Source organism: Devosia sp. 1635 (assembly GCF_013185955.1).
Taxonomy (GTDB): Bacteria; Pseudomonadota; Alphaproteobacteria; order Rhizobiales; family Devosiaceae; genus Devosia.
The window spans coordinates 661,603-688,448 of record NZ_JABAOM010000001.1 but is presented as its reverse complement, the minus strand read 5'-3'; the positions used below and the strand labels follow the sequence as shown (position 1 = coordinate 688,448).

Genomic DNA, 26,846 nt, shown 5'->3' with positions numbered 1-26,846 from the left:
TGCTTCTTGGGCTCTTACCTGAGCGCCTGACGCGTGCCAGTGATGGCGATCGCGGCAACGATGATCAGACCGGTAAAGACGTCCCGCAAGCCCGAGCCGAAGCCTGCGGTGTTGAGCAGAGTGGACACCATGAACAGGAACAAGGCGCCGCCCCAAAGGCCGGGGACATTGGCCCGCCCGCCCGCAACCGAGGTGCCGCCGAGCACGACCACGGCGATGGAGGTCAGCAGGTATTCGCGGCCCATGGAGAGCGAGGAACCACCCGAAAATCCGGCCAATAGCGCGCCGCACAGCGCGGCAAGAGCGCCGGAAAGCACATAGGTCAACAGCCTGGTGCGCTCGACCGAGAGGCCAGCAAAGCGGGCGGCGCGCATGTTCTGGCCAGTGGCGAGCACGGTGCGGCCATAGATGGTGCGGTGCAGCACGATCCCCGCCACGACGGACAGGGCGATGGCGACGATGGCGAGTACGGGAACACCTAGAAAGCGCGAGAAGGTAAAATCGGAGAGCGCCGCGGGCGGCTTGATCTGCAGGCCGCGGCCATAGCTGATGCCGACGGACTGGATGATGAAGCTCGAGGACAGGGTCGCCACGATGGGCGGGATACGGAGCAGTCGGATCAGCAGATAATTGAAGCCCCCGATCAGGATGCCGCAGGCGAGCGCGGCAAGGAGACCCCAGAGGATAAGGCTGTTCTGTCCATCCATGACCTTCATGGCGACGGCGCTGGCCAGGCCGATGGTGGCCGGGATCGAAAGGTCAACATTGCCGGGTCCGAGTGTGATGACGAACATCTGGCCCAAGCCCACCATGACGGTGAACACCGAGAAGGACAGGGCGGCGACGAGCATGCCCTGGGCGCCTTGCCCTGCAATGGAAAAGGACAGCACCCAGACCAGAAAGGCGCCGAGGAATGACCAGAGCCAGACCGGAAGACTGTTTAGGGTGAACCGCGAAAGGGAAAGGGTCTGATCGGTCATTTTTCAGCTTTGCTGATGAGCACGCGGGCGGCGAGGATGATGATCAGGAACATGCCTTGGGCACCAACCTGCCATTCTTGAGGAATGCGGCCGCCCGGCAGGAACGGCACCTGGAAGAAGTTCAGCGCCGAGGATGCCAGTTGCAGCACCAGGGCTCCGATCACCGCGCCGATGGGCGAGATGCGACCGCCAACGAACTCAGCGCCCCCGATCACCGCCCCGGCGATGGAGAGCAAGGTGTAGCCGGTCGCCATATTGGCGTCGGCGCTGGAGGACACGCCCACGAGCGTCATGCCAGCCAGAATGCCGAACACACCGGCCAGGGCGAACATGGCGACCTTGGCCTTGAGGATGGACCAGCCGGCACGATGGACCGCGCGGGCATTGCCGCCAACGCCGCGCAGCACCGCGCCATAGGAGGAGCGCATCAGGACGAAATGCACGACGAGGCCAATCACGATCGCCAGCAAGACCGGCATGGGGATGAAGGGCGGCTGGAAGGCCATGAAGTCGCGCAGAAAGCCGGGGGCGGAGCCGCCAGGCGTCGGGCGGATCAGGAGGGCGAGTCCCGCCCAGAAAAAGCTCAGGCCCAGGGTGACGACGATGGAAGGGACGTTGCGCAGGTGAATGATGACGGCCGCCAGCATGTAAACCAGCACGCCGCCGGCCAGCATCAGCGCGGCAAGGAGCGGCGCTTCAGGCATATAGGTGGCGGTGACGCAGGCGACAAAGCCGACAAAGGCACCGATCGACAGATCAAGCTCGTTGGTGGCCATGACGCACATCTGGGCGATGGTGGCCAGAGCGACGGGAATGGCCAGGTTCAGCATCAGGTTGAGGCCGAAATAGCTGATCGCCCGGGGATTGAAGTACCAGATGGCCGCAAGCACGATGACGAGCGAGACTGCCGGCAGGGCGCCGCGCAGCAGACGCTGACGAGAGGACGCAGCCAGGTTCTGACCGCGTGCCGTGGTCGAAATGTCGGTGGTCATGCCGCGTCCTTGTCCTTGAACGAGGAGCCAATCACACTGGCCTCGGTAATGTCAGCGCCCTGCAGTTCGCCCACGATGCGCCCGTTCTGGAACACGTAGACGCGGTCGCAATATTCGAGCTCTTCGAACTCGGTGGTGTACCAAAGGAAGGTTCGGCCGCCCGCTGCCTGCTCGGCAATGATGTCATAGACTTCGAGCTTGGTGCCGATATCGACGCCGCGCATGGGATCGTCCATCAGCACCACGGCGGATGTGGTCGAGAGCGCCCGGGCAAAGAGCGCTTTTTGCTGATTACCGCCGGAGAGGGAGAGAATTTCGTCGTCAAGCGAGGGCGCCTTGATCGCCATGGTTCGGCCCCAGCGGCTCGAAAGCTCGCGCTCCTTGGCGCCGGACAGAAGCAGGCCGTTGCGGAGCACCGGCAGCGAGCCGACCGCGATGTTGTCGGCGATGGACCAGAGCGGGAAGATGCCATCAGCTTGCCGGTCGCCGGCAACGAAGGACACCGCGCCCGCGACGGTGATCTCGGGCTTGCGGGCGCGCGCCGCTTCAAAGACCTGCACCAGGAATTCGGTCTGACCATGCCCGGACAAGCCAGCAAGGCCGATGACCTCGCCGCGCCGGGCAACGAAGGGTAGCCCCCTGCCCGCTGGTTCGGCCTTGACGGCAATGGGAGCGTCGGCGAGGGAGCGGATCGAGCGCTCGCGCGCTGCGCGGTCAGGATGCTCACCGCCGCTCATCAGATCGACGAGGCTTTCGCGCGAGAAGTTGGCGACCGGGCCGGAAGCCACAAGTTGGCCATTCTTCATCACCGCGATCTGATCGGAGTAATCGAGGATTTCGCCCAACATATGCGAGATGAGGATGCACGAGACCCCGCTCTGGACCTCCTTGCGCACAAATTCCAGTAATTGGCGCGAAGTGGTCGCATCAAGTGAGGATGTCGGTTCATCGAGGATCACGAGGCGCAGCACGCCTTCGCTGACGGTGAAGGCTCGGGCGATCTCGACCATCTGGCGGCGGCCGATGGATAGGTCGGAAACTACGGTGTCGGGCGAAATGTCGTGGCCGGGAAAAATGCGCTCCAGCATGGCGCTGATCAGCGCACCGGCCTTTTTGCGCCAGCCCCAGCCCTTGATGGAGGGGTGGAGGATGCGCGTGTTCTCGGCCACTGTGAGGTTGGGGCACAAGGACAGTTCCTGAAACACGCAGCGCAGCCCCAGGGTTTGCGCCAGGTGCACCGAAATCTGGTCGTACTGCTGCCCGCCGACCTGGATGCGGCCCTGATCGGGTCGCAGCGTGCCGGCAAGGACATGCATCAAGGTCGACTTGCCGGCCCCGTTATGGCCGACAAGTCCGAGGCACTGGCCCCCGGCAATCAACAAGTTGACGTCGGACAGGGCGCGCACCGCGCCAAAGGAGCGGGAAACACCCGCCAGCTCAATTGCCGATCCGTTTGGCGCGGTCATGGCTTACTTCTGCTCTCGCCTAGAGGTTGTCTGCGATGGCCTGGATGGCTTCCTCTTGCGAGTATTCCTTATTGGCAACGCCGCCGACCGGCGTGTTGGCAACAGCTTCATCCAGCGTTTCCTGGGTGACGGTCAGGTAGGGAACGGTCACGTCCTTGGGGATTTCCTTGCCGTCAAGGATCTGCTGGGCAACCCAGAAGGCGAGCGTCGAGATGCCGGGCGCGATGGTGCCGGACCAGGTCTCGTAACCATTGGCATCGCGCTGCTCCTGCCACCAGGCCAGCTCGTCCTGACGGTTGCCCATGATGATGATCGGCACATCACGGCCGGCAGCACGGAAGGCCTGAGCCGCGCCATAGCCGTCGCCGCCCTGGGTGACGATGGCATCGATCTCGGGCAGCGAGGGCAGCACGGTCGACACAGCGCGCTGGGCCGTGGCCTGATCCCAGTTGCCGGTAGCTTCGCCGACAATGGTGAAGTTTGGATGAGCCTTGACGCCGTCGGCGATACCTTCATGAATGAGGTTATCAATGGAAGTGCCGGCAAGACCACGGATTTCCAGGAGATTACCGCCTTCGGGAAGACGGCCGGCGAGATAGTCGAGCTGCTGCTGGCCGAGCTGCTTGTAGTCGACCGCCACGCGCCAGGCGCAAGGCTCGGACACAGTGCCATCAAACGAGACAACAACGATACCGGCGTCGCAGGCGGCCTTGACGGCGCCGTTCAGGGCGTCGGGGGAGGCGGCATTGATGACGATGGCGTCGTAGCCCTGCAGGATCAGGTTTTGGACCTGGGCGGCCTGGGTGGGCACTTCCTGATCGGCGGTGGTGAAGGTGTCGACGGCCGCGACGATCCCGTCAGCAACGGCCTGGCTCGTCACCTTCTCCCAGCTTTCGAGCATGGCCTGACGCCAGGAATTACCGGCATAGTTGTTGGACAGGGCAATGCGCTTGCCCGATGTTTCGGCATGCGCGATGCCGGTCAGGCTGGTCGATGCCAGAACTGCAGTCAGCAGAATCAGTGAACGCTTCATTGATATTCCTCCTCGCCGCCAGGCGGCCCTATGAACCCCTCGTCAGCTCGCGCAACACCTGAGCAGCTTACCTGCTTCTTTGGACGGGTCGCTTCGCACCAGGTTGTCGGATGCGAGCTGGCTCTGTTCTGTCCGATTTCGTAGTATATAGGATATTGATTAGCAAGCTGGCTTGTGGTGGTTTGCAGAGCAGGTTGCTGATGGGGAGCCGTGAAGACGTGGCGTGCCTGGCGTCGTGCTGCAGGACGCGCCATCGGAAAGGACGATTATGCCGGCGGCGGACAAGACCCTCGACAAGACCAGCCTGGCCGAGCAGGCCTATAATCACATTCGCAACCTGGTGCTCGACCAAGCCGTCGAGCCCGGTGAGGTGATCGGCATCGATGTGATCGCGAGCAAGCTGGGCGTGTCCCAGACCCCAATCCGCGAAGCCCTGGCGCGCCTCGAAGGGGACCGGCTCGTCGTACGGCTGCGCAATGGGCGCTACAAGGCGGCGCCGGCCATGTCCCTGCTCGACTACGCGCATCTGTTTCAAACGCGCTTGCTGCTGGAGCCTGCGGCCGCGGCTCTCGCGGCGCAGCATCGTACCGAGCAGACCATTACGACGCTCGAGCAGTCGATCAAGGGAATCAACTCGGCCGGACGGGGCCCACGCAGCCAGCTGTTCGTGAACTTCGTGGACGCAGATGCCCTGTTCCACCAAACCATCGCCGCCGATTGCGGCAATATGTTCATCACAGGGGCCCTGGCCCAGTTGCAAGCCAATCATCGAATTGGCCCGCTTTATCGCAATCGTGGCGTGGTCGATGCCGATGCGGTGATTGCCGAACATACAAAGATCTGTGCCGCTATTCGTGCTGGCGATGCCAAGGGCGCCGAAGACGCCATGCGGCATCACATAGAGCGGGCACGCGACGTCATCCTGGCCTGGGTGGAGGATGCCCCGGCCACGCAGGATAGCACCAAAAAAGGGTAGGAGATCCCCATGCCGTTCATCAACATCCGGCTCGTCCGGGAAGTCATCGCTGATGATCCCGAAGGCAAGAAGGCCCAGATCGCGCGCAAGGTGAGCGACGCGGTGACCGAAGCGACGGGGCTGGCGCCCGAGGATGTCTGGGTGGTGTTCGAAGAGGTTGCGGCACGCGACTGGTATGTCGGCCCCACCAATGTCCATACCCGGCGAAATCTCGGCTAGGCCCCGCCGGATCAATTACCACGGAATGGCAGCGGCTGCCGCCACCGCGCTCTCGCGCGGGCGACCGCGATTGCCTCGCGCCCCCTCACCCAACAAGAACTGAAAGCGCAGATATGACGGATGTTTCTGCCGGCACCATTACCATTGCCCCCGAGGAGCTGGAGGGACGAGTCCAGGGGGCGCTGCGGGCAGCGGGCGCGAGCGAAGCGTCGTTGCTGGCTGCGACCAAGGCCATGATGCATGCTTCGATGCTTGGGGTGGACAGCCATGGCGTGCGCCTCGTACGGCATTATTGCCAGATGCTGGGTGGCGGCCGGATCAACAAGAACCCGGAGCTGCGCGTCGAGCACAAGGGATCCGGCAGCACCATGCTGGATGGGGATGACGGGCTGGGTCATTACGCCTCTTACCGGGCGATGGATATTGCCTGCGAGCGGGCCAAGGAAAGCGGCATTGCCGCGGTGGGGGTCCGCCGCTCGTCTCATTTCGGCGCCGCGGGTGCCTATGCCCTGGAGGCCGCTTATGCGGGCATGATCGGCTTTGCCACCACCAACACCGATTCCATGGTGCCGCTGTTTGGTGGCGCCAAGCGCTTTCACGGCACCAATCCGCTGGCCTTTGCGGCACCCCTGCCCGGCCACAAGCCCTGGCTGCTCGACATGGCGACTTCCTCGATCCCGATGAACCGCGTGCTGCTGCATCGCTCGCTCGACAAGGAACTGCCGCCCGGTGTTGCGGCCGATGAGAGCGGCGGCACCGTCACCGACCCGCATAGCGCCGAGATGGTTCTGCCGTTGGGCGGGGACGAGTATGGCTACAAGGGTGCGGGGCTAGCGGGCCTCGCCACGCTGCTTTCGGCCGTGCTCACCGGCACAACCCTTGATGCCGATTTCATCCCGATGGTCGGCGCGGACGATATCAGCACGCCCCGCAATATGGGCCACTTCGTGCTGGCGATCGATCCCGATCATTTCGCCGGTCGAGCCATCTTCGAGATGGGCATGTCGCGCTATATCGCCTCCTTGCGCGAAGCGCCCACGCGGGAGGGACACGAGGTCATGGCGCCCGGCGACCGGGAATGGAGGCGGGCCGAACATCGGCGCCAGCATGGGGTGCCGATCGATCTCGATACGGGTCGGTTCCTCGACCTTGCCTGATGCAAAGATTGAGCCGGCCACGTGGCGCGGCCGGCTCAATGGTGGTTAGGCAGCTTTTTCGGTGACGTCGCCGCTGTGGCGAATTTCGGTGCCGAGGACTTTGAGGCATTCGCGGATGAAGGCTGCAAGAGCGGTCCAGCCCTTGGCCGAAACCATGGTGCCATCCACAAAGGCGTCGGTGGGCGACAGATCGATATAGGTGCCGCCGGCCAGGATCACTTCGGGCTCGCAGGCGCCCAGCGCCGCGACCTTCTTGCCGCGCACCACGCCGTCCACCGCCACCAGGATCTGCACGCCGTGGCAGATGGTGAAGATCGGCTTGTTGGTTTCGTGGAAGTGCCGGACCATGGCCTGGACGCGCTTGTCGGTGCGGATATATTCGGGACCGCGGCCGCCCGCAGCATAGACGGCGTCGTATTGGTCCAGCTTGACCTCATCGAAGCTCTTGTTGAGCTGGAAGTAGTGGCCCATCTTTTCGGTATAGGTCTGGTGACCTTCGAAATCATGCAAGGACGTGGCAATGATGTCGCCGGCCTTCTTGTCGGGGCAGACAACGTGGACCGTGTGGCCAACGGCTTCCATGGCCTGCTGATAAACAAAGATCTCGTATTCCTCGGTGAATTCACCGACCAGCATCAGGATTTTCTTGCCTGGCATTTTGCGTCTCCAGTAATTGTGTTGGGCGGGACCAGCACAAGGCTGGCCCCAAAGCTATCAGAACGGGGAGTCAGGGAAGTAATATTCAGCCGCATTGTCCTTGGTGATCAAGGGCGCGTCGAGCTTTACAGAACCGCGCACCGGAGCCTGCCCGTTGAACTGGGCAGCGGTCATGTAGATCGCGGTCTTGATCATGGACGGCGGATAAGGCGTCTCGATCGGGGTCATGGGGTCACCCGCCATCACCTTTTCGATGATTTCCTTCATGCCATTGCCGCCGAGCGCATATTTGATTTCGGTCCGGCCGGACTGCTGGATGGCTTCCAGCACGCCGAGCAGCATGTCGTCGTCATTGGCCCACACAGCGTCGATATGGGGGTACTTGGCGAGATAGTCCTGCATCAGGCTGAAGGCTTCGTCGCTGTTCCAGTTGGCATACTGGATGTCGAGCACATTGATGTCAGTGCCTTCGATCGTGTCCTGGAAGCCCTGGATACGCTCGTCATCGATCACGGTGGGAATGCCGCGCAGCACCACCACATCGCCCTTGCCGCCGAGATTGTCGATCAGGAACTGGGCCGTAGTGGAGCCAACGGCGATGTTGTCGCCGGCCACGTAAAGGTCCTGGATTTCGGGATCCGTCAGACCACGATCAACCACGGTGATGAAGGTGCCGGCATCCTTGATGCTCTGGACCGGCCCTGTCAGTTCCTCGGAGGAATGGGGCAGGATCACTAGGGCATCCGGCTGGCGGGTGGCGGTCAGATCCTCGAGCGCGCTGACCTGGGCGGATGCCGAAGGTGAAGTCTTGACGACAACTTCGATATTGGGGAATGCGGCCTGGATTTCTTCGGCTGCGGCCTGGGCGTGGTAGACAACACCGGCGGTCCAGCCATGGTCGGCGGCCGGGATCGAGACGGCGATCAGCTTTTTTTCCTGGGCGAGAGCAGGCACGGCCACGAGCGCGGCGGCGACACTGATCGCGGCAAGCATATTCAATCGAGACATAGTTTCCTCCCTTGGACCTTTCGCAGGTGCAAGCCGTTCGGTCGCTTTACGGCTGCGCTTTCGAGAACCTCTGTACGAGCATCGCAATGATGATGATGACGCCTTGCACCGCGGCGACGAGGTATTCGGAAATGAAGTCGGACAGCACCATCAGGTTGGCGATCATTTCAAGGATCACCGCGCCCGCGATGGTGCCCCAAATACGACCCTTGCCACCGCGCAGGGCGGTGCCGCCGATCACCACGGCTGTGATCACCTGCAGTTCCCAGAGGAGGCCGGTGGTGGGGGTGGCGGCCCCGAGCCGCGGGACGTAGCAGATCGCGGCGATCGCAACGCATACGCCTTGAATGACGAAGGCGGTGGTGCGGATCTTGGGGATGGAGATACCGGAAAAGCGTGCCACTTCCTCATTGGCACCGACAGCGGCGCAGCGGCGGCCGAACTTGGTCTTGTAGAGCAGGAAGGCGCCGATCAGGGCCACCACGATCGAAACGACTATCGGAATGGGTATCCCTGCCAGGGTGCCGAAATAGATTGGCCGGAAGGGCTCGCGCAAGCTGCGGTCGATCGGGATCGTGCCGCCATTGGACATGAAGGTGATGAGGGCGCGGAAAATGCCCATCGTGCCAAGGGTGACGATAAAGGGCTCAATCTTGCCGATAGTGACGATAAGACCGTTGAAGAGCCCGCACAGCGCACCGACGCAAAGCACCAGAGCCATGCCGGCAATGATGGCATTGGCGCCAAGACTGGGAACGAGGGCGTTCATGAACATGATCATGACGCCGGTTACAAAGGCCGCCATGGAGCCCACAGACAAGTCGAGCCCGCCCGAGGAGATGACGAAGGTGGCACCCACCGCGATGATGGCGATGAAGGACGAACGCGTAATGACATTGGTCAGGTTGGTGGGCGAGAGGAAATCGGGGTTGACGAGGAAACCGACGATTACGAGGACGGCCAGGGCGATGAAGGGGCCCAGATCCACCCAGTTGATGCGCCCGAGCAGGGTTTCGCGCGGTGATGCGGCACTGATCTCAGCCACGGGCATTTCCTCCAGTTGAACTGGCGGTTGTCCCGCCACTTGTTGCGGCAAGCACCACCGCATGTTCGGTGATGGCGTCGCCCTCCAGTTCGGCCACGAGCCGGCCCGAGCGCATCACGAGGATGCGGTCACACAGGCCCACCAGCTCCTGCAGTTCCGAGGAGATGACGATGCAGGACTTGCCCTCACGCACCAGCTTGTCGATGAAAGTGTAGATCTGGCTCTTGTTGCCGATATCAATGCCGCGCGTCGGCTCATCGATGATGACGACCGAAGGGTTGAGCAGCATGATCTTGGCCAGCAGCAGCTTTTGCTGGTTGCCGCCCGAGAGTTGGCCCGCCTGCAACTGGCGACTGCGAACGCGGATATCATATTCCTGCACCGCGCGATCGAGCTGCTGATCTTCGAGCTTTTGCTCGAGATATGGTTTGCGATATATCCAGGACAGAGCCGTCAGCACCAGGTTGGGTGCCAGTCGCTCCCGCAGCAGCAGACCCTTGCCCTTGCGATCTTCTGTCAGATAGCCGATCCCGGCCTCGATGCCATCGGCAACCGAACGGATATGGGTCTTCTTGCCGCCGACGCGCACGGCACCGGTCTTGGCGGGCCGCAGTCCCAGCAGGCCCTCAAAGAGCTCGGTTCGCCCAGCCCCGATCATGCCGCCAAAGCCGAGCACTTCGCCCGGGCGGGCGACGAAGGAAATGTCGTGCGCGAAACCTGGCACATCGGCATGCTCGACTTCGAGCAGCGGCGCTGCGGTGGAGAGGCCGCGCTTGTGTGGGTAGAGCATAGCCAGGTCGCGTCCGACCATGAGGTTGGCCATGTCCTGCTGGGTTAAATCAGCGGCGGGATAGGTGCCGATCTTCTTGCCATCGCGGAGCACTGTGATGCGATCGGCGAGAGCTTCGACCTCATCCAGGCGGTGGGAGATGTAGAGCACGGCTGCGCCCTGATCGCGTAGGCCACGCACGATCGCCAGCAGAGTTTCGACTTCGGTAGCGGCGAGCACCGCGGTGGGTTCATCGAAGATCACCATGCTGTGCTCTTCAAGCAAGGCACGGGCGATTTGCACCAGCTGGCGCTGGGCGATAGGAAGATTGCGAACCAAGTCCCGGGGGGAAGCGGTGCAGCCGATCGCCGCGAGCCGCTCGGCGGCGATGCGCTCCATGGTCGCGTCATCGACGAGCCCGTTGCGACCGAGTTCGCGGCCTAGAAAAAGGTTTTCCACCACGGTGAGACCGTCGGCGAGCAGGATCTCCTGATGCACCAATACAATGCCGGCATTTTCGGCCTGCACCGGCTTGCTGAAGTGTGCGGGCTGACCGTGATAGGTGATGGTACCGGTGGTGGGTTCCACATGCCCGGAAACCAGGCGCATCAGCGTAGATTTGCCAGCGCCGTTCTCGCCGATAATGGCGTGGATTTCCCCGGCGCGGATATCCAGGTCAACGCCGCTCAGCACCGTGATCGGGCCATAGGCTTTGCCGAGATCCTGCAATTGCATCAGCGGCTGCGCTGTGGTTTGCGCCCGATCCTGGAGCACAGCGTGCGCGACCCCGGTCATTCGAAAACCGGCAGCAAGCGATCGCGCGAGCGCTCGATATGGGCCCGCATCGCCTGCTCTGCGGCCTGCCCGTCACGCGCTTCAAACGCAGCAATAATCGCCTCGTGCTCCTCCAGCGCTTCCGCGGTGACGCGCGAGTGGAACATCAAGCGAAAGATGTGGAAGTGGACATGCTGGTGTGCCAGCGTATCGCGGATCAGATCGTTGCCAGCGGTCTGCACGATCATGTCGTGGAACACCGCGTCCTGCCGGGCAAACTGCGAATAACGCGCGCGTTCATCGCCTGATTTGGCGCGCCGCCCCATAACCCCCGCAGCTTCGGTGAGTGCAGCAAGGTTCTTGTCGGTGAGGCGCGCAACGGCCTCCCGGGCAGCATGAGGCTCGAGCAGAAGGCGAAGTTCATAAAGGTTCGCGAATTGTCGAACCGAGATCTGTGGGGCGGCGCTAAAGCCGATGAGATGAGTCTTGTTGACCAGCCCCTCACCCTCGAGGCGGCCCAAGGCCTCACGGATGGGAGTCTGCGAGACGCCAAGCTCGCGGGAAAGATTGTCGACGGTGATGCGGGCACCAGGCGCGATCTTGAGCGCCATCAGCTGGGAAAAGATTGCCTCATAGACTTCGTTGGCGAGACTGAGCGGGCGCGGTATTGGCGCGGCGCTTTTATCCGCCTCCACTTTCGCATCTCTCGTGAGCACGTGCCGAGCCATTGCTTCCCCCTCGCAATGACAAACAGCTAGCACGACACACCTCGACATGCAATCGTATATGATATTGGATTGTGGACGCGCAGTTGCTCCGAGTTGCCTCGGCGCGCACAAGAGGCTCACTCCGGGAAGTGGCCAGTGCGAAGAACGGATGACGTGCAAGCTGGGGAAATGATCGTGGAAGATGCCAAGGACCTGTTTCGGACACGCGATCACGTGCCGGACTTTGATGGCTACCTGAAAGAATATGCCGGCCGCAGCGCCCTAGCGCGGCATAATCACCGGGCTGTACTGGACCTTGAGTACGGGCCCGAGCCAGACGAAAAGCTCGACCTGTTTTTGCCACCGCCCGCGGCCGCCCCGGTACCAGTGCATCTCTTTATTCATGGCGGCTATTGGCGGATGTTCAGCAAGGACGACTTCTCCTTTATTGCCGATACGGTGGTCGCTGCCGGCGCCATCGCCGCTGTTATGGACTATTCCCTGATGCCAGCGGTTCGCATGGAGAAAATTGTAGCTCAGGTCCGCCGCGCTGCCGATTGGCTTGCAGCGAATATACCTCGCTTTGGCGGCGACCCGAACCAACTGAGCGTATCGGGCCACTCCGCCGGCGCCCATCTGTGCTGCACGCTGCTGGAAGCGGATATCCCAGTAGCGCCTAAGAGCGCGCTCCTTCTCAGCGGTATCTATGACCTAAAGCCGCTGCGGTCGTCCTTTCTGCAGCCAATGATCGGCCTGACGGAAGACGAGGTCACTAAATTCTCGCCTCTCTCGAGAAACTATCGTGCAGGCGGCGATGTGCTGCTGCTGGTGGGGGAGCAAGAAACCCTGCCGTTCCATTCCCAGGCAGACGCGATGCAATCACGGCTTGCTGCCCAGCAGGTGCCAACCAGAAGGATCGATATCCCGGACAGCAACCATATGAGCATAGCTCTCGACCTCGGGGTCGGCTCAACCGCAGTGAGCCAACTCCTGACCGCCGCCATCAAGAGCACCGGAGGCTAGACTTCTCCCCACGTATTCAACGTGGCGCGGGAAGCGCTTTACTCCGTTGCCGCTCCGGGGCATCTAGCCTCGCATGTTTTTCATCCTGTCCAAGATCTTCTGGCTGTTCGTGCAGCCCGTCAGCCTTACCTTCGTGCTGTTTTTGGCGGGATGGATGTTGAGCCTGTTGCGCCGCCGACTAGCGGGGCTGGTATTTGTTGGCCTCGGGCTAATGATCTTTGGGCTAAGCGCCTTTACCACGCTTGGATTCAACCTGATTGCGCCGCTGGAAGAGCGCTTTCCACGCGGAGAGCCCCTCCCCTCGGATGTGCAAACCATCATAATGCTGGGCGGCGCCACGGCCGGCCGGGTCAGCACGGCGCGGCGCATTGCCGAACTCAACGAGGCAGGGGATAGACTCACCGAAACCCTGCAGCTGGCCAAGCAGTATCCCCAGGCCAAGATTCTGCTGAGCGGAGGTGTCGGTCTGCTGATCGCTGATGGCGAACCAGAAGCAGAAACGGCCCGGCGGTTCTTTAGCGCCCAGGGCATCGCTCCCGAGCGGCTGGTGCTTGAAGGAGAGTCGCGCAACACCGACGAGAATGCGGCCAACAGCGCCGCCCTGCTTGGGGCGGAAGCCAGGACCATCGTGCTGGTCACGTCGGCGTTTCACATGCCCAGATCTGTGGGCTTGTTCCGCAGCGCTGGTCTTGAGGTGCTGCCGCGGCCGGTCGACTATCGCAGCTCAGGGACCGAGGGTATGGGCTTTGATCTGGCCAACCCAATCCTGAACCTGAACACCACCACACTGGCGCTCCGCGAATGGATTGGCTTGATCGCCTACAAACTGACCGGCCGCATTGGCGACTGGTTTCCCGCGCCCTAGGTTCAGAACGGCTTGGCTTGCTCAACAGCACTGGTGGCTGGATGCTGGGGGCAGCTTGGGGTTAGGTTGGCCAGGGAGTGCATCAGCCCGGCGCCGTGCCGCCGGTTCAACCCCTCGAAGGAACAACAGCTTGGCCATCCATCGCTTCACGCCGACCACTTATTACAATGTTATCGGCACTTTTCCGCCGGCTCTGCGCATTGCCAATGGGGACACGGTGATCACCCGAACGCTGGACGCAGCCGGCGATGACGAGCACGGTGTCAACCGCTCGGGTGGACCCAATCCCATGAATGGGCCGATATTTGTGGAAGGCGCCGAGCCCGGCGACGCGTTGCGGGTGCAGATCATGGCGATGGAGCCCACGCGTGACACGGGCTGGACCCGGCAAGTGCTGGCCGCCAATGTGGTTGACCCCGAATTTGTTCGCGTCCTACCCCCCCGCAACCGAACGGAATGGCGCATCGATCGCGCACAAGGGACCGTGCAGTTGCAAGACCCGGTGCCCGGTCTTGAGCACCTGGTGCTGCCGCTTGCGCCGATGATCGGGTGCTTTGGCGTCGCCCCCACACTTGGGCAGGCAATTTCCACCGCAACCAGCGCCGAGCACGGCGGCAATATGGATTACCGGCGCTTTGGCCCGGGCACCACGGTGTGGTTTCCCGTAGCGGCGCCGGGCGCGCTGTTCTTTCTCGGCGATGGCCACGCCATTCAGGGGGATGGCGAGATCGTCGGCACGGGGGTGGAGACCAGCTTTGAGGTCACCATTACCCTAAGTGTGGAAAAGCGACGGCCGCAGGTCTGGCCAAGGGCGGAAACGGCCGAGGAGATCATCACCATCGGCAATGCGCGCCCGCTCGACCAAGCCCTTCAGCACGCCACCACCGAAATGGCGCAGTGGCTCGGTCAGGATTTTGGTCTCGATCTCGTGACGTCGAGCCATTTGCTGGGTCAAGTCGTTCGATACGACGTCGCCAATGTGTTCGATCCGGCCTACACCGTTGCCTGCCGCCTACCCAAGCGGTTCCTGCCGAGGCGACATGGCGTCTGACGGTTCCGGATAAAGGTAGCCAGGGCCGCTGCAGAAGAGCGGCACTGGCGGGTAGGGAGGGATTCGAACCCCCGGAACGCTTTCACGTTCGCCGGTTTTCAAGACCGGAGCAATCAACCGCTCTGCCACCTACCCGACGCGCCAGCGTTTAGCCGCTGGCGGTTTGGCTGTCCATCCCCCTATGGCAGCAGGATCACCGAGCCGGTGGTTTGCCGATCCTCGAGCGCGCGATGTGCCTCGGCTGCTTGCGCGAGGGGGAAAGTGCGTCCGATATTGACCTTGATCGCCCCCGACCTGATTGCCCCGAACAGGGCCTCGGCGCCCTCGAGCAGATCGGGGCGCTGGGGGAAATAATGCGCGCTGATCGGCCGGGTTACGAACAGCGAGCCCTTGCGTGACAGCACGGTTAGGTCCGGAATGGACACCACGCCCGAGGCATTGCCGAAGCTGACCATCAACCCCCTCGGGCGAAGGCAATCAAGCGACTTGTCGAACGTGGCCTTGCCGACGCCGTCATAAACCACATCGACGCCGCGTCCCTCGGTTAGCTCCCGCACGCGGGCGGCAAAATCCTCGGTCTTGTAATTAATGACCGCTTCGCAGCCGTGCTGCAGGGCGAGGGCGACTTTTTCCTCACTCCCCGCCGTGCCGATGACGCGCACCCCCAGGGACTTGGCCCACTGCGTGGCGATCTGACCCGTGCCGCCTGCGGCAGCGTGCCATAGAATGGTTTCTCCCGATTGGACCGGCCAAGTCTTGAACAGGAGATAAAAGGCAGTAAGCCCCTTGAGCATCACCGCGGCCGCGGTTTGGTCGTCCACGCCATCTGGAATGCGCACGATACGGTCCGCAGCCAACAAGCGCTGCTCGGCATAGGCGCCGACCTGCCCCTGGTAAGCCACCCGGTCACCAACGGCGAGGCCCTGCACGCCTGGGCCAACTTCGGTAACAACGCCGGCGCCTTCATTGCCCGCAACAAACGGGGTCTGCAGCGGATAAAGGCCGGAGCGCTGGTAGGTGTCAATGAAGTTGAGGCCGATCGCGGTTTGGCGGACGGCGACCTGCCCCTCACCTGGGCTGCTCACCGGCCAGTACCTCCACTCCATGACCTCTGGGCCACCGGTATTTCGAACGACGATCGCCTTGCTCATGCTCAGCTCCGAGGCTTGCGGGGCGCAGATTTGGGGCGCGACTGCGCGCGGCTCACGGGCGTTGACTTGCCCGGGGAGCGAGTCGTCGCCGCAGCGGCGCCAGAGTTGCCGCTGATAGCGCCGCTAGGTCCGGTGAATGGAGCCACGGGAGCGGGACTCTTGGCCTTGCGGCTCTTGGCGATGATATTGATCGCCTCAACCAGTACCGAGAAGCCCATGGCCGAATAGATATAGCCCTTGGGAATATGGAAGCCGAACCCGTCGGCGACCAAGGACATGCCGATCAACAGCAGGAAGGCCAGCGCCAGCATCTTGGTGGTGGGGTGATCGGCAACAAACTTGGCAACCGGGCCGGATGCAACAAACATCACGCCCACAGCCACGATCACGGCCGCAATCATCACCTCGACATGGTCCGCCATGCCAACCGCCGTGACGATGGAATCGATGGAAAAAACCACGTCGATTACGATGATCTGCCCAATAATCGCAGCGAAGGCTGCGGTAGCCTTCTGCGCGAGATCGGCCTCATGAGGCTCCTCGATGGCAGCATGCATTTCGTGGGTGGCCTTGTAGACGAGGAACAGGCCACCGGCGATGAGGATCAGGTCCTTCCAGGAAAGCTCAAGTCCGAAAGCGCTGAACGCAGGCTGAGTGAGGCTGATGATCCAGCTGATCACCAGCAGCAGCAAGATGCGGAAGATGAGAGCCAGTGCAAGACCGATCTTGCGCGCCCGGTCCGCCTGCTCCTTGGGCAGGCGTGAAACCAGCACGGAGATGAAGACGATGTTGTCGATCCCCAAGACGATTTCCATCGCCGTCAGGGTACCAAATGCGATCCATACATTAGGATCGGCGAGCAGCTCCAGCATTCAAGACTCCATCTCGGCTGTCAGGCCACCATATCTAGGCTGCTCCGCTCTGCTAGAGAAGTGCAAGTCTGTGTTTTCCCGCTCCTGCTGGTTAGGCAGCAGTTTGCCGGAGCGCTGGCTTCACCGGGCCGGAAAGTGCTAGTTCAGCCTAACGTCGAACCGAGGTTTCTTATGTCCGACCTGCCAAATCCGAGCGCGTCAACGAGTGCCGATGCCGATGCCATCGTCGTTGGTGGCGGGCTTGTTGGCTTAGCGGCGGCTATCGCCGTTGCAAAAACGGGTCTGCAGGTTATTCACCTTGCGCCTCCTGGCCCTGTCGATAATCGCACCTCCGCCTTGATGATGCCGAGCGTCGAATTTCTGCGCTCAGCGGGTTTGATCGACCAACCCGAAGTCTTGGGGCATCGGCTGAGCGAGATTCGGATCATCGATGCAACAGGCCGATTGATCCGGGCACCCGAGACCTTGTTCGAAGCGCGCGAGTCTGGATTGGAGGCCTTTGGCTGGAACTTCGCCAATCAACGCTTGCTGGCCCAGTTCCGGGAGCGGGCCGCGCAATTGCCCAATCTCGAAACGCGCCCGATCGGGGTCGCCGAATTCGCCTATGGGCCTGAGGCACCGGAATTAACCCTGACCGACGGATCGCGCCTGCGGGCGCCGCTGATCGTTGGAGCGGACGGCAAGAAATCGCTGATCCGGTCCGCGGCCGGCTTCCGGGCCCGCGAGAACGGCTTTACGCAGGCGGCGCTGGTCTGCGACCTGGAACTGGCGCGGCCGATTGGCGGCATGTCGATCGAGTTTCATTACCCGCAAGGTCCGTTCACTCTGGTGCCAGCAGGCGACAACCGGGCGAACCTGGTGTGGATCGATGATCGTGAAGTGCTGCGCGAGGCGCAGGCCGGCGGTGCTGAGCGTCTGCTGCCGATCTTCCAGGCGAAGTCGCAGCGTCTGTTTGGGGCCATTAGCCTCGCCACCCCCGCGCATGCGTTTCCGCTGAGCACGCTCAGTGTCGAGCGTGCAGGGGAGCGCGGCGTCGTGCTAGTGGGTGAAGCGGCCCATGCGTTCCCCCCGATCGGAGCGCAGGGGCTCAATCTCGGCTTGCGCGATGTGGCCGATCTGGCGGCGGTGCTGCAAGGCGTTAGCACCAGCAAACAGGGTTGGGCCGAGGCGGTCAGCGAGGCTTATTCGGGGCGGCGGGCCGCAGATCTGGCGCGCACCGGCGGCATGGTCGATGCGCTGTTCCGTTCGTTGCTCGCGGACATGCTGCCAGTCCAGGCCGTGCGCTCTGCCGGGCTATGGGCCCTCAAGCTGCTCCCCGGCTTGCGCCGGCAGGCCTTTTCGCTGGGCATGGGCATCCGCTAAGGCCCAGAGACACAAAAGGCGCGGTTTCCCGCGCCTTTTGCTGCATGTGAATGATGGGCGCTTTACTGCGCCGGAGCGGGCGCCGCTTCAGCTGCGGGGGCAGCACCATCGGCAGGGGCGGCAGCGCCACTGTCGAGCTGCTGGCGCAACTGCTCGGCGCGATCCTGCAGAACCTGCTCCAGGGCGTTTTCGCCGCTGGTTTCCTGGCGGAACTGGTCAAAGGTCAGCGAAGCGTCGCCATCATAGGCGGCGGTGAAGCCGGCGAGGTTGATCTCGATCACCAGATCTTCGTTCTGGCGGTTCTTGGCGGTCAGCTTGAGCGTGCTGCCCTTCTTCAGGGAATTGACATAGGCCTCGTTGATCACGAGCTGGGTCGCGCAAGAGGTGGGGTCACACAGCATGAACGGCACGCGTACCGGCTTGGAGCCGTCGATCTGCCAGGTCAGGCCGAAAGGGAGCAGCACGCCGAGCGGCACGGCTGCGACGGCCAGCAGGCGGCTTTCCTGACCGGGATCATCACGCAGCAGGAAGGAACCCAGGAATTGCCCGTTTGCCAAGACGACCTGACGCATAATGCAGGCCTTCTGGTTGTTGGGCAGCGGATCGCAAACCTTGAGCCAGTTCTGCGTGGGACCGCCCGCTGCTGGAGCGGTTGCAGCTTCGGCGGGAGCTGCCGCATCCGGCGTAGCTGGAGCTTCGGCTGCCGGAGCAGCTGGAGCGGGAGTCTCCTGCGCAAAGGTGGAGAGAGGCGAGAGCAGAAGCGCTGCCGCGGTAATTCCGGCTACGAGAGGTTTCCTGAAGATCATAAACGTTCCTTGGCTTTCTGGCGGAGCCGGTGACGAGGGTGCCACCCAATTCTTGGTAGCCCTTCAAGTGCTGAAATCGGGCAATAACATGACGTTCTTGCCAAAGGATTATGCGGCGCCCCCTACCCTTCGACGGCAGCGAGCTTGGCGAGGCGAGACAGGATGGCCGCAGCACCCTTGAGGCGAGCCTCGGGAGTGGGCCAGTTGCGGGCGAAAACGAGCTTTTGGTCGGGCTTGACGCGAACCTGACTGGCAGGATCGGCAACCATTCGCACCAAAGCGGTTGGATTGGGGAATTCGTTGTTGCGCAAGGTCAACACCGCGCCCTTGGGACCGGCATCAACCTTTTCCACATTGGCCTGTCGGCACAGAGCCTTTACCAGAATGACCTTGAGCAGCGCTTCGACTTCCTCGGGCAAAGGACCAAACCGGTCAATGAGTTCGGCGCCGGCGGCGTCAATCTCACGGATGTCGGTCAGGTCACCCAGGCGCCGATAGAGCTGCATGCGCAGCTGCAGGTCAGGGACATAGTTTTCCGGGATCATCACCGGCATGCCCAGCGAGATCTGTGGGCTCCACTCGTTGGTGTCCTCGTAATCGGCGTCGCCGTTCTTGAGATTGGCGACAGCTTCCTCAAGCATAGCCTGGTAAAGCTCGAAGCCGACTTCGCGTATATGGCCGGATTGCTCGTCGCCGAGGAGATTGCCGGCGCCACGGATGTCGAGATCGTGACTGGCGAGCTGGAAGCCGGCGCCCAAGCTTTCGAGCGACTGGAGCACGCCCAGACGCCGCTCGGCAGTGTCAGTCAGCTTTCGATCGGACGGCACAGTGAAGAGTGCATAAGCGCGCGCCTTGGCCCGGCCGATACGGCCGCGGATCTGGTAGAGTTGGGCGAGGCCGAAATTGTCGGCGCGGTGCACGACCAGCGTATTGGCATTAGGGATATCGAGTCCCGATTCGACGATCGTCGTGGCGACCAGCACGTCGAACTTGCCATCGTAGAAGGTGTTCATGATGTCGTCGAGTTCACCCGGCGCCATCTGGCCATTGGCCACGACGAAGCTGACTTCGGGCACCTGTTGGCGAAGGAAATCAGCAATTTCCGCCTGATCCTTGATGCGCGGCACGACATAGAAGCTCTGGCCGCCGCGGTATTTCTCGCGGAGCAGTGCTTCGCGGATCGACAGGGGATCGAAGGGCGAAATGAAGGTGCGGATCGCGAGGCGATCCACCGGTGGGGTTGCGAGAAGTGACAGGTCGCGCACGCCCGTCAGCGCAAGCTGCAGCGTGCGCGGGATGGGCGTTGCGGTGAGCGTCAGGACGTGGACATTGGCTTTGAGCTCCTTGAGGCGCTCCTTGTGGCCGACGCCAAAGTGCTGCTCTTCATCGATGATGAGGAGGCCCAAATCCTTGAACTTGATGGTCTTGGACAAGAGGGCATGGGTGCCGATGACGATATCGACCTGCCCATCGGCGAGCCCTTCCTTGGTCGCCTTGAGCTCGGCGGCCGATACCATGCGCGAGGCGTGGCGCACCTTCACCGGCAGGCCGGCAAAGCGCTGCGAGAACGTCTTGAAGTGCTGGCGAGCGAGCAAGGTCGTGGGCACAACCACGGCGACCTGCTTGCCCGAGAGGGACACCGCGAAAGCGGCGCGCAGCGCCACTTCTGTCTTGCCAAAGCCCACATCGCCGCAGACCAGGCGGTCCATGACCCGACCGGAGGTAAGATCATCGAAGACTGCCTCAATGGCGGCCATCTGGTCTTCGGTTTCCTCATAGGGGAAGCGCGCCGCGAACTCGTCATAAGCGCCCGGGTTGATCTCGACCACATCGGCATGGGTGAGCTGGCGCTCGGCCGCAATCTTGATGAGCTGTTCCGCCATTTCGCGGATGCGCTTCTTGAGGCGACCCTTCTTGGCCTGCCAGGCCACGCCGCCCAGCTTGTCGAGCGCGGTGTTCGCATCGTCGGCGCCATAGCGCGACAGCAGCTCAATATTCTCGACCGGCAGGTAGAGCTTGGTGTCGCCGGCATATTCCAGCTCCACGCATTCGTGCGGCGCGCCGCCGGCTTCAATGACCTTGAGGCCGAGGAACCGCCCGATGCCGTGATCCACATGCACGACAAGGTCGCCGGCCGCGAGGCTCGCCGCCTCGGTTAGCGCGTCGCTTGCCTTCTTTTTGCGCTGAGGCCGCAGGATGCGCTCGCCCAGAATGTCCTGCTCGGACAGAACGAGCAGGTCCTTGGTTTCGAACCCGGTTTCGAGCGGCAGCACCACAAGCGAGGTCGTGGCGGCGCTAGTGGTTTCGGCGTCGCGCCAGTTCTCGGCGAGGCGAGGGTTCGTCAGTCCATGGTCCTTGAGCACCTGGGACATGCGGTCGCGCGTGCCCGCGCTCCAGCAGGCAATGACCGTGCGACGACCCTGCCGGCGTTCGGCTTGGAGGCGATCCACCACGGCCTGGAAGAGGTTGGTGTCGGTGGCCTGCCGCTCGGCGGCAAAGCTGGGTGCGATATGGCCGCCTGCATCGTCGGCGCCCTTGGTGTTAGGCGACAGAAAGGGCGAGAGCTGGATAACCGAGGCGCCGGCGAGCTCATAGGGATGCTGGTCAACGGCATAAAGCAGCTCGGGCTTGACCGGCTTGTAGGGCGCCCCTGCCCCGGCTACCGGCTTTTGCGTGCGAGCGGATTCACGCGCCTCGTAGTAATCGCGGATCTGGGTGACGCGCTCGCCATAGGCTTCGGCCGCCTGGTCATCAAACACAAAGGGCGCGTCCCCCGTAAAGGCGGAGAGCATTTCCAGGTGCTCGTAGAAAAACGGCAGCCAGTGTTCGGTGCCCGAATAACGCGCGCCGCCGCTGACGCTGGCATAAAGCGTGTCGTCGACCGTGTTGCCGCCAAAGGCGGCGGTGTAATTCTGGCGGAAGCGACGGATTGTGTCTTCGTTCAGCACCAGTTCGCTCATCGGCGTCAGATCAACGCGCTTGAGCGTGCCGGTCGTGCGCTGGGTGTCGGCATCGAAGGTACGGATAGATTCGAGCTGGCTGCCGAAGAAGTCGAAACGCAAGGGTGCTTCGGCACTGGCGGGAAACAAGTCCACGAGGCCGCCGCGGACGGCGTACTCGCCCGACTCCCGCACCGTGGGGACGCGCAGATAGCCGTTGTTGGCGGCCCACGCGATCAGCTTTTCGCTATCGACGATGCGGCCAGTCACGGCCGAAAACGACATGCCGGCAACCACGTCCCGGGGCGGCAGGCGCTGGATCAGGGCGTTCACGGCGGTAAGCACCACCACGCCACGCTCATTGCGGGCCGTGAGTGCAGCCAGCGTGTTCATGCGGGCGGCGATGGTCACATTGTTGGGCGAGACGCGGTCGTAAGGCAGGCAGTCCCAGGCGGGGAGTGTCAGCACGGTGTGACCGGGCAACATGGGCCCCAGAATGTCGGCGATGCGCTGCATGCGGCGGCCATCGCGGGCCACGAAAACCAGGCTCGTGCCGTCCTCAGGCGCAGCCTTGAGGCGCTGCTCGACCAGCTTGGCCAGCACCATGGGCTGCATGCCATCGGGCACATTGGAGATGATACGGCTGGGACGAACCACGGGTTTTTGTTCGTTCATTTGGCCATGCGGCTCCTGTGATCGGCGATAACCCGGCCTAAAAAGTCGAGGTCCACACCTGCCGGCGGGGCTTCCTGGTCGAGCACCCATTTGAGCAAAGGGGGATCTTCCTCATCGAGGAGCGCTTCGAAGCGGTCGAGATCCTCGGCGCTCAGCGTATCGACATGCCGATCGGCAAAGGGGCCGAGCACAAGATCCATCTCGCGGGTGCCGCGATGCCAGGCGCGGTAGCGGATCTTCTTGCGGCGCATGGAAATGTCCTCACCGGCAGTCATTTGAGCGCCATGATCCTGGTTGCGGTTGATTGAGCGGGCTTCTTATCGTCAATAGGGTGGCTTGTCAGCAGGACTCGTTTCTCGCGCTGTTTCAGGAATTCGCCGTTGTCCCGTCCAAGTTCGCTTGATCCACTGTTTCGCTCGCTCCACGCGATCAAGGGCGTCGGCGACAAGCTGGCGGCTTTGTTGTCGCGCTTTTTCGGGGCGCCGGAAGGGCAGGAAGCGATCGCGCTCGATATCCTGATGCATATGCCTTCGGGCGTCGTGGACCGCTCCCGACAGGTAGGTATTGCCGAGGCTTATCTCAACCAGATCGTCACCCTGCGCCTTCACATCGACCGGCACCAGCCCCCGCCGCGAGGCAAGCCGCATGTGCCGCATCGGGTATTTGCCCATGACCAGACCGGGGATGTGCAACTGGTGTTCTTTCGCGCCCAAGGCGGCTGGGTGGAAAAGGCGCTGCCCGTGGGTGAGGAGCGCTTCGTTTCCGGGCAGATCGGGTTTTTCAACGGCGAAAAGCAGATCACCCATCCCGACTATATCGTGGAAGCCGACAAGTTCGACACGCTGCCGCTGGTCGAACCGGTGTACCCCCTCACCAATGGGCTGAGCTCCAAGGCGCTGGCCAAGCTGGTGCGGCAAGTGGTGGAAACGGTGCCGGCGCTGCCCGAGTGGATCGATGATGCCACGATAGCCGAGCGGCGCTGGCCCAGCTTTGGCGAGGCAATGCGCGCGGTGCATCTGCCCGCCAACCCGGCTGAAGCGGAGTTGTGGTCCCCTGCCCGCATGCGGCTGGCTTATGACGAGTATCTCGCGGGCCAGCTGACGCTGCAACTGATCCGCTCGAGCATGGTCGCCGCGCATGGGGTGGCACGCCAGTTCACCGGCGAGATCACCGAGAAGGTCACCGCCGCCCTGCCCTTTTCGCTGACCGAAGGCCAGCAACAGGCAGTAGAGGATATTCGCGCGGACCTAGCCAAGCCTGAGCGCATGTCCCGGCTGCTCCAGGGTGATGTGGGCGCGGGCAAGACGGTGGTGGCGCTGATGGCCATGGCGGCGGCGGCCGAAAGCGGCGCCCAGTCGGCGATGATGGCACCGACCGAGCTTCTGGCGAACCAGCATTTCCGCACCCTCAAGCCGCTCTGCGAGGCGGCGGGGCTGGGATGTGAGCTGCTGACGGGCAAGATGCCGGCTGGAGAGCGGCGGGCCATCCTCGCCCGGATCGCGAGCGGCGAGACGACTATTGTCGTCGGCACGCATGCCCTGTTCCAGTCGGGGGTGGTGTTCCACGATCTGGGACTGACCGTCGTGGACGAGCAGCATCGCTTTGGCGTGCACCAGCGGCTCGCCCTGTCCGACAAGGGTCGGCATACCGATCTGCTGGTGATGACGGCGACGCCGATTCCGCGCACGCTGGTGCTGACCCATTTCGGCGACATGGCGGTGAGCGTGCTGCGGCAAAAGCCCAAGGGGCGACAGCCCATCGATACGGCCGTGCTCTCGATCAAGGATTACGGGCGGGTGGTGGCACGGCTCCAGGCGCGACTGGCCGAAGGGGCACAGGCCTTCTGGGTTTGCCCGCTGGTGGAGGAAAGCGAACATCTCGAGGTCGTGGCGGCCGAAGACCGGTTTGCCGAATTGCGCAAGGTGTTCGGCGATCAGGTGGCGCTGGTGCATGGCCGCATGAGCGCGGCAGCAAAAGACGAGGTGATGAGCCGCTTTGCCGCCAATGAGCTCAAGCTCCTAATCGCGACGACAGTGATCGAGGTGGGCGTGGATGTGCCCAATGCCAGCATCATGATCATCGAGCATGCCGAGCGGTTTGGGTTGGCGCAATTGCACCAGCTGCGCGGGCGCGTGGGGCGGGGCTCGCAACGCTCGGCTTGCCTCTTGCTCTACAAGGAGCCACTGAGCGACACGGCACGCGCGCGGCTCGATACGATCAAGAGCACGGAAGACGGCTTCGAGATCGCCGAGCGGGACCTGGAATTGCGGGGGCAAGGCGATGTGCTGGGCACGCGGCAATCAGGCATGCCGGGTTATCGCCTGGCGGTGCCCGATGTGCACCGCCACCTGCTGGATTTTGCCCATGAGGATGCCAAGGCGGCGCTGGCAGTCAATCCTGGACTTGTCGGGGAGCGCGGCGAGGCATTGCGCACCCTGCTCTACCTGTTCCGCAAGGATCAGGCGATCCAGCTGATCCGGGCGGGCTAGTCTTACTCCACCGTTACCGACTTGGCGAGGTTGCGGGGCTGGTCCACATCGGTGCCCATGAAGACGGCGGTGTGATAGGCCAGCAGTTGCACGGGAATGCAGGCGAGGATCGGCGCAACAAAGCCGTCGACATGCGGAATCTCGATGATATCGGCCACGCCGTGACCGACAGTCTTGGCGCCCTCCGCATCGGTGATCAGAATGATCTTGCCGCCGCGGGCCGCTACTTCCTGCATGTTGCTCAAGGTCTTGTCGACCAGCTCGTCCGATGGGGCGACGACGATCACCGGCATGTCCTCATCAACCAGGGCAATGGGGCCGTGCTTGAGCTCGCCTGCCGCATAACCTTCGGCATGGATGTAGCTGATTTCCTTGAGCTTGAGCGCGCCTTCCATAGCGATAGGGAACATGGGACCGCGCCCGAGATAAAGCACGTCCTTGGCCTTGGAGAGACGCTTGGCAATGTCGCTGATCTGCCCTTCGGCAGCCAGGGCCTGCGAGACGGCGGCAGGCAAGCTGATCAGGGCGCGCACGAGCTCGGCTTCACGCTCGGCGCTGAGCACGCCACGGGCACGGCCGGCGGCGATGGCAAGGCTCGCTAGCGCGGTCAGTTGCGCGGTCAGCGCCTTGGTGGAAGCCACGCCGATTTCGGGGCCGCAGAGGATGGGGAACACCACGCCCGATTCCCGCGCGATGGTGGATTCGAGCGTGTTGACCAGCGAGGCGACATGCTGGCCCTCACGTGCGCAATAGCGCAAGGCCGCTAGGGTGTCCGCGGTCTCCCCCGACTGCGAGATGAAGAGGGAGAGCCCGCCCTGCTCGAGCGGTGGTTCGCGATAGCGGAACTCGGACGCCACATCGATGTCGACCGGCAGGCGGGCAAAGCGCTCGAACCAGTATTTGGCGACGGCTCCCGCGAGATAAGCCGTGCCGCAGGCGCTGATGGTGAGGCGGGTCAGGTCAGCGAAGCTGAACGGCAGGGTTTCGCGCAAGGCGACCGCTTCGGCGCCCATATCCACATAGTGGCTGAGCGTATGGGAGATGGTTTCAGGCTGCTCGTAGATCTCCTTGGCCATGAAGTGGCGGTGATTGCCCTTGTCGACCAGCAGCGCCGAAGTTTGGGAAATCTGCTGCTCGCGCTGCACGATGGCGTCGCGTCCGTCCCGAATGGTGACACCCTCGGGGGTGATCACCGCCCAATCGCCGTCTTCGAGATAGGTCAGGCGCGAGGTGAAGGGCGCCAGCGCCATGGCATCGGAGCCCAGATACATTTCGGTCGTGCCAAAGCCGATGGCAAGCGGCGCCCCATGCCGCGCGGCGATCAGCAGGCCATCGCGATCCTTGAACAGGAAGGCCAGGGCGAAGGCACCGCGCAGTTGCTTGAGCGTGCGGGCTACGGCCAGTTCGGGATCGGCCCCGTTGTCCAGCTCGCGGCTGGTCCACAGCGCCACCGATTCGGTATCGGTCTGGGTCTTGGGCAGGTAGCCGTCCTTGGCGAGATCGGCCAGCAATTCGCGAAAGTTCTCGATAATGCCGTTATGGACTACCGCGACGCGGTCGGTGGCATGGGGATGGGCATTTTGCTCGGTGGGTGCGCCATGGGTGGCCCAGCGAGTGTGGCCGATGCCAATGCGCCCGCCAAGGGGCTCAAAGGCGAGCTTTTGCGCGAGATTGCCGAGCTTGCCTTCCGCCCGCCGCCTGGTGATCGCACCGGCTTCCAGGGTGGCGACGCCGGCGCTGTCATAGCCGCGGTATTCGAGGCGTTTCAGCGCATCCACGAGCCGGGTGGCGACGGGTTCGCTGCCGACAATGCCGACAATGCCGCACATG

At 62.9% G+C, this 26,846-nt stretch carries 23 protein-coding genes and 1 tRNA gene; 8 read left to right on the top strand and 16 right to left on the bottom strand.

The annotated features are described in order from the left end of the window. Positions 1-14: 14 nt before the first annotated feature. From HRU92_RS03410 to HRU92_RS03395, 4 genes are read right to left on the bottom strand one after another with little or no spacing between them, the layout of a single operon-like run. Positions 15-980, bottom strand: coding sequence for an ABC transporter permease (locus HRU92_RS03410; RefSeq protein ID WP_172123008.1), 966 nt, complete (start codon positions 978-980; stop codon positions 15-17). After that, complete coding sequence (locus HRU92_RS03405; protein ID WP_172123007.1) at positions 977-1,972, bottom strand: ABC transporter permease; 996 nt, start codon at positions 1,970-1,972, stop codon at positions 977-979. Before HRU92_RS03405 ends, HRU92_RS03410 begins: the two co-directional genes overlap by 4 nt. Then, the gene (locus HRU92_RS03400) at positions 1,969-3,438 is read right to left on the bottom strand and encodes a sugar ABC transporter ATP-binding protein (RefSeq protein WP_172123006.1); all 1,470 of its coding nucleotides are present in this window, start codon (positions 3,436-3,438) and stop codon (positions 1,969-1,971) included. The genes HRU92_RS03405 and HRU92_RS03400 overlap by 4 nt, the downstream gene beginning before the upstream one ends. 19 nt (positions 3,439-3,457) lie before the next feature. Then, complete coding sequence (locus tag HRU92_RS03395) at positions 3,458-4,471, bottom strand: ABC transporter substrate-binding protein (RefSeq protein WP_127752713.1); 1,014 nt, start codon at positions 4,469-4,471, stop codon at positions 3,458-3,460. A gap of 223 nt (positions 4,472-4,694) precedes the next feature. Between HRU92_RS03395 and HRU92_RS03390 the strand changes: the two genes are divergently transcribed. The 3 genes from HRU92_RS03390 (at position 4,695) to HRU92_RS03380 (ending at position 6,823) form a co-directional block, all read left to right on the top strand. Further along, on the top strand, positions 4,695-5,447 hold the full coding sequence (locus tag HRU92_RS03390; protein WP_173087578.1) for a GntR family transcriptional regulator: 753 nt from the start codon (positions 4,695-4,697) through the stop codon (positions 5,445-5,447). A 9-nt stretch (positions 5,448-5,456) separates the two neighbouring features. Then, positions 5,457-5,666 (top strand): 4-oxalocrotonate tautomerase family protein, encoded by a 210-nt coding sequence (locus tag HRU92_RS03385; protein ID WP_127752711.1) that lies wholly within the window; start codon positions 5,457-5,459, stop codon positions 5,664-5,666. 113 nt (positions 5,667-5,779) lie between these two features. Further along, a complete protein-coding gene (locus tag HRU92_RS03380; protein WP_172123004.1) occupies positions 5,780-6,823 on the top strand; it encodes an Ldh family oxidoreductase in 1,044 nt (347 codons plus the stop codon). A gap of 45 nt (positions 6,824-6,868) precedes the next feature. Here the strand turns inward: HRU92_RS03380 and HRU92_RS03375 are convergent, their stop codons facing one another. Genes HRU92_RS03375 through HRU92_RS03355 form a run of 5 tightly spaced genes read right to left on the bottom strand, consistent with a single transcriptional unit; the run spans position 6,869 to position 11,804 of the window. Then, complete coding sequence (locus HRU92_RS03375; RefSeq protein ID WP_172123003.1) at positions 6,869-7,480, bottom strand: DJ-1/PfpI family protein; 612 nt, start codon at positions 7,478-7,480, stop codon at positions 6,869-6,871. Positions 7,481-7,537: 57 nt separating this feature from the next. After that, on the bottom strand, positions 7,538-8,488 hold the full coding sequence (locus HRU92_RS03370; protein ID WP_172123002.1) for a substrate-binding domain-containing protein: 951 nt from the start codon (positions 8,486-8,488) through the stop codon (positions 7,538-7,540). 46 nt (positions 8,489-8,534) lie between these two features. Then, a complete protein-coding gene (locus HRU92_RS03365) occupies positions 8,535-9,539 on the bottom strand; it encodes an ABC transporter permease (RefSeq protein WP_172123001.1) in 1,005 nt (334 codons plus the stop codon). Next, positions 9,526-11,037: a sugar ABC transporter ATP-binding protein gene (locus HRU92_RS03360; RefSeq protein WP_248307014.1), complete on the bottom strand. Its 1,512-nt coding sequence runs from the start codon at positions 11,035-11,037 to the stop codon at positions 9,526-9,528. The genes HRU92_RS03365 and HRU92_RS03360 overlap by 14 nt, the downstream gene beginning before the upstream one ends. 56 nt (positions 11,038-11,093) lie before the next feature. Beyond that, positions 11,094-11,804 carry a GntR family transcriptional regulator gene (locus HRU92_RS03355; RefSeq protein ID WP_172122999.1) on the bottom strand — a complete coding sequence of 237 codons (711 nt, stop codon included), beginning with the start codon at positions 11,802-11,804 and terminating at the stop codon, positions 11,094-11,096. 135 nt (positions 11,805-11,939) lie between these two features. Here HRU92_RS03355 and HRU92_RS03350 point away from each other — a divergent pair, with 135 nt between their 5' ends. The 3 genes from HRU92_RS03350 (at position 11,940) to HRU92_RS03340 (ending at position 14,722) form a co-directional block, all read left to right on the top strand. Beyond that, a complete protein-coding gene (locus tag HRU92_RS03350; RefSeq protein ID WP_349236860.1) occupies positions 11,940-12,806 on the top strand; it encodes an alpha/beta hydrolase in 867 nt (288 codons plus the stop codon). Positions 12,807-12,879: 73 nt separating this feature from the next. Next, complete coding sequence (locus HRU92_RS03345; protein ID WP_172122998.1) at positions 12,880-13,671, top strand: YdcF family protein; 792 nt, start codon at positions 12,880-12,882, stop codon at positions 13,669-13,671. A 130-nt stretch (positions 13,672-13,801) separates the two neighbouring features. Further along, positions 13,802-14,722: an acetamidase/formamidase family protein gene (locus HRU92_RS03340; RefSeq protein WP_172122997.1), complete on the top strand. Its 921-nt coding sequence runs from the start codon at positions 13,802-13,804 to the stop codon at positions 14,720-14,722. Positions 14,723-14,767: 45 nt separating this feature from the next. Here the strand turns inward: HRU92_RS03340 and HRU92_RS03335 are convergent. The 3 genes from HRU92_RS03335 to HRU92_RS03325 form a co-directional block, all read right to left on the bottom strand. Then, positions 14,768-14,857: transfer RNA gene (locus HRU92_RS03335), tRNA-Ser, on the bottom strand. A gap of 44 nt (positions 14,858-14,901) precedes the next feature. Continuing rightward, on the bottom strand, positions 14,902-15,873 hold the full coding sequence (locus HRU92_RS03330) for a quinone oxidoreductase (protein WP_173087574.1): 972 nt from the start codon (positions 15,871-15,873) through the stop codon (positions 14,902-14,904). Between the two features lie 2 nt (positions 15,874-15,875). After that, positions 15,876-16,745 (bottom strand): TerC family protein, encoded by an 870-nt coding sequence (locus HRU92_RS03325; protein WP_172122995.1) that lies wholly within the window; start codon positions 16,743-16,745, stop codon positions 15,876-15,878. A gap of 171 nt (positions 16,746-16,916) precedes the next feature. On the opposite strand from HRU92_RS03325, the gene HRU92_RS03320 reads away from it, so the two are divergent. Beyond that, positions 16,917-18,107, top strand: a complete 1,191-nt coding sequence (locus HRU92_RS03320; RefSeq protein WP_173087572.1) for an FAD-dependent monooxygenase — start codon at positions 16,917-16,919, stop codon at positions 18,105-18,107. Positions 18,108-18,169: 62 nt separating this feature from the next. Here the strand turns inward: HRU92_RS03320 and HRU92_RS03315 are convergent, their stop codons facing one another. The 3 genes from HRU92_RS03315 to HRU92_RS03305 all read right to left on the bottom strand — a co-directional run bounded on the left by HRU92_RS03315 (position 18,170) and on the right by HRU92_RS03305 (position 22,802). Next, complete coding sequence (locus tag HRU92_RS03315) at positions 18,170-18,913, bottom strand: invasion associated locus B family protein (protein ID WP_172122993.1); 744 nt, start codon at positions 18,911-18,913, stop codon at positions 18,170-18,172. A 122-nt stretch (positions 18,914-19,035) separates the two neighbouring features. Continuing rightward, the gene (gene mfd / locus HRU92_RS03310) at positions 19,036-22,527 is read right to left on the bottom strand and encodes a transcription-repair coupling factor (protein ID WP_172122992.1); all 3,492 of its coding nucleotides are present in this window, start codon (positions 22,525-22,527) and stop codon (positions 19,036-19,038) included. Beyond that, complete coding sequence (locus HRU92_RS03305; RefSeq protein ID WP_172122991.1) at positions 22,524-22,802, bottom strand: succinate dehydrogenase assembly factor 2; 279 nt, start codon at positions 22,800-22,802, stop codon at positions 22,524-22,526. The genes mfd and HRU92_RS03305 overlap by 4 nt, the downstream gene beginning before the upstream one ends. Before the next feature lie 105 nt (positions 22,803-22,907). Here HRU92_RS03305 and recG point away from each other — a divergent pair, with 105 nt between their 5' ends. Continuing rightward, entirely contained in the window at positions 22,908-25,016 is a 2,109-nt protein-coding gene (gene recG / locus HRU92_RS03300; protein ID WP_173087570.1) for an ATP-dependent DNA helicase RecG, read from the top strand. A gap of 2 nt (positions 25,017-25,018) precedes the next feature. Here the strand turns inward: recG and glmS are convergent, their stop codons facing one another. Then, positions 25,019-26,845: a glutamine--fructose-6-phosphate transaminase (isomerizing) gene (gene glmS, locus HRU92_RS03295; protein ID WP_172122989.1), complete on the bottom strand. Its 1,827-nt coding sequence runs from the start codon at positions 26,843-26,845 to the stop codon at positions 25,019-25,021. Position 26,846: the final 1 nt, after the last annotated feature.

What these genes read in the sequence shown, in the direction of transcription:
- glmS (WP_172122989.1), bottom strand. Translation starts at nt 26,845, where the DNA reads ATGTGCGGCATTGTCGGCATTGTCGGCAGCGAACCCGTCGCCACCCGG.
- HRU92_RS03315 (WP_172122993.1), bottom strand. Translation starts at nt 18,913, where the DNA reads ATGATCTTCAGGAAACCTCTCGTAGCCGGAATTACCGCGGCAGCGCTT.
- HRU92_RS03375 (WP_172123003.1), bottom strand. Translation starts at nt 7,480, where the DNA reads ATGCCAGGCAAGAAAATCCTGATGCTGGTCGGTGAATTCACCGAGGAA.
- HRU92_RS03330 (WP_173087574.1), bottom strand. Translation starts at nt 15,873, where the DNA reads ATGAGCAAGGCGATCGTCGTTCGAAATACCGGTGGCCCAGAGGTCATG.
- HRU92_RS03405 (WP_172123007.1), bottom strand. Translation starts at nt 1,972, where the DNA reads ATGACCACCGACATTTCGACCACGGCACGCGGTCAGAACCTGGCTGCG.
- HRU92_RS03410 (WP_172123008.1), bottom strand. Translation starts at nt 980, where the DNA reads ATGACCGATCAGACCCTTTCCCTTTCGCGGTTCACCCTAAACAGTCTT.
- HRU92_RS03360 (WP_248307014.1), bottom strand. Translation starts at nt 11,037, where the DNA reads ATGCAATTGCAGGATCTCGGCAAAGCCTATGGCCCGATCACGGTGCTG.
- HRU92_RS03345 (WP_172122998.1), top strand. Translation starts at nt 12,880, where the DNA reads ATGTTTTTCATCCTGTCCAAGATCTTCTGGCTGTTCGTGCAGCCCGTC.
- HRU92_RS03305 (WP_172122991.1), bottom strand. Translation starts at nt 22,802, where the DNA reads ATGACTGCCGGTGAGGACATTTCCATGCGCCGCAAGAAGATCCGCTAC.
- HRU92_RS03355 (WP_172122999.1), bottom strand. Translation starts at nt 11,804, where the DNA reads ATGGCTCGGCACGTGCTCACGAGAGATGCGAAAGTGGAGGCGGATAAA.
- HRU92_RS03370 (WP_172123002.1), bottom strand. Translation starts at nt 8,488, where the DNA reads ATGTCTCGATTGAATATGCTTGCCGCGATCAGTGTCGCCGCCGCGCTC.
- HRU92_RS03380 (WP_172123004.1), top strand. Translation starts at nt 5,780, where the DNA reads ATGACGGATGTTTCTGCCGGCACCATTACCATTGCCCCCGAGGAGCTG.
- HRU92_RS03395 (WP_127752713.1), bottom strand. Translation starts at nt 4,471, where the DNA reads ATGAAGCGTTCACTGATTCTGCTGACTGCAGTTCTGGCATCGACCAGC.
- HRU92_RS03385 (WP_127752711.1), top strand. Translation starts at nt 5,457, where the DNA reads ATGCCGTTCATCAACATCCGGCTCGTCCGGGAAGTCATCGCTGATGAT.
- HRU92_RS03325 (WP_172122995.1), bottom strand. Translation starts at nt 16,745, where the DNA reads ATGCTGGAGCTGCTCGCCGATCCTAATGTATGGATCGCATTTGGTACC.
- mfd (WP_172122992.1), bottom strand. Translation starts at nt 22,527, where the DNA reads ATGAACGAACAAAAACCCGTGGTTCGTCCCAGCCGTATCATCTCCAAT.
- HRU92_RS03365 (WP_172123001.1), bottom strand. Translation starts at nt 9,539, where the DNA reads ATGCCCGTGGCTGAGATCAGTGCCGCATCACCGCGCGAAACCCTGCTC.
- HRU92_RS03320 (WP_173087572.1), top strand. Translation starts at nt 16,917, where the DNA reads ATGTCCGACCTGCCAAATCCGAGCGCGTCAACGAGTGCCGATGCCGAT.
- HRU92_RS03400 (WP_172123006.1), bottom strand. Translation starts at nt 3,438, where the DNA reads ATGACCGCGCCAAACGGATCGGCAATTGAGCTGGCGGGTGTTTCCCGC.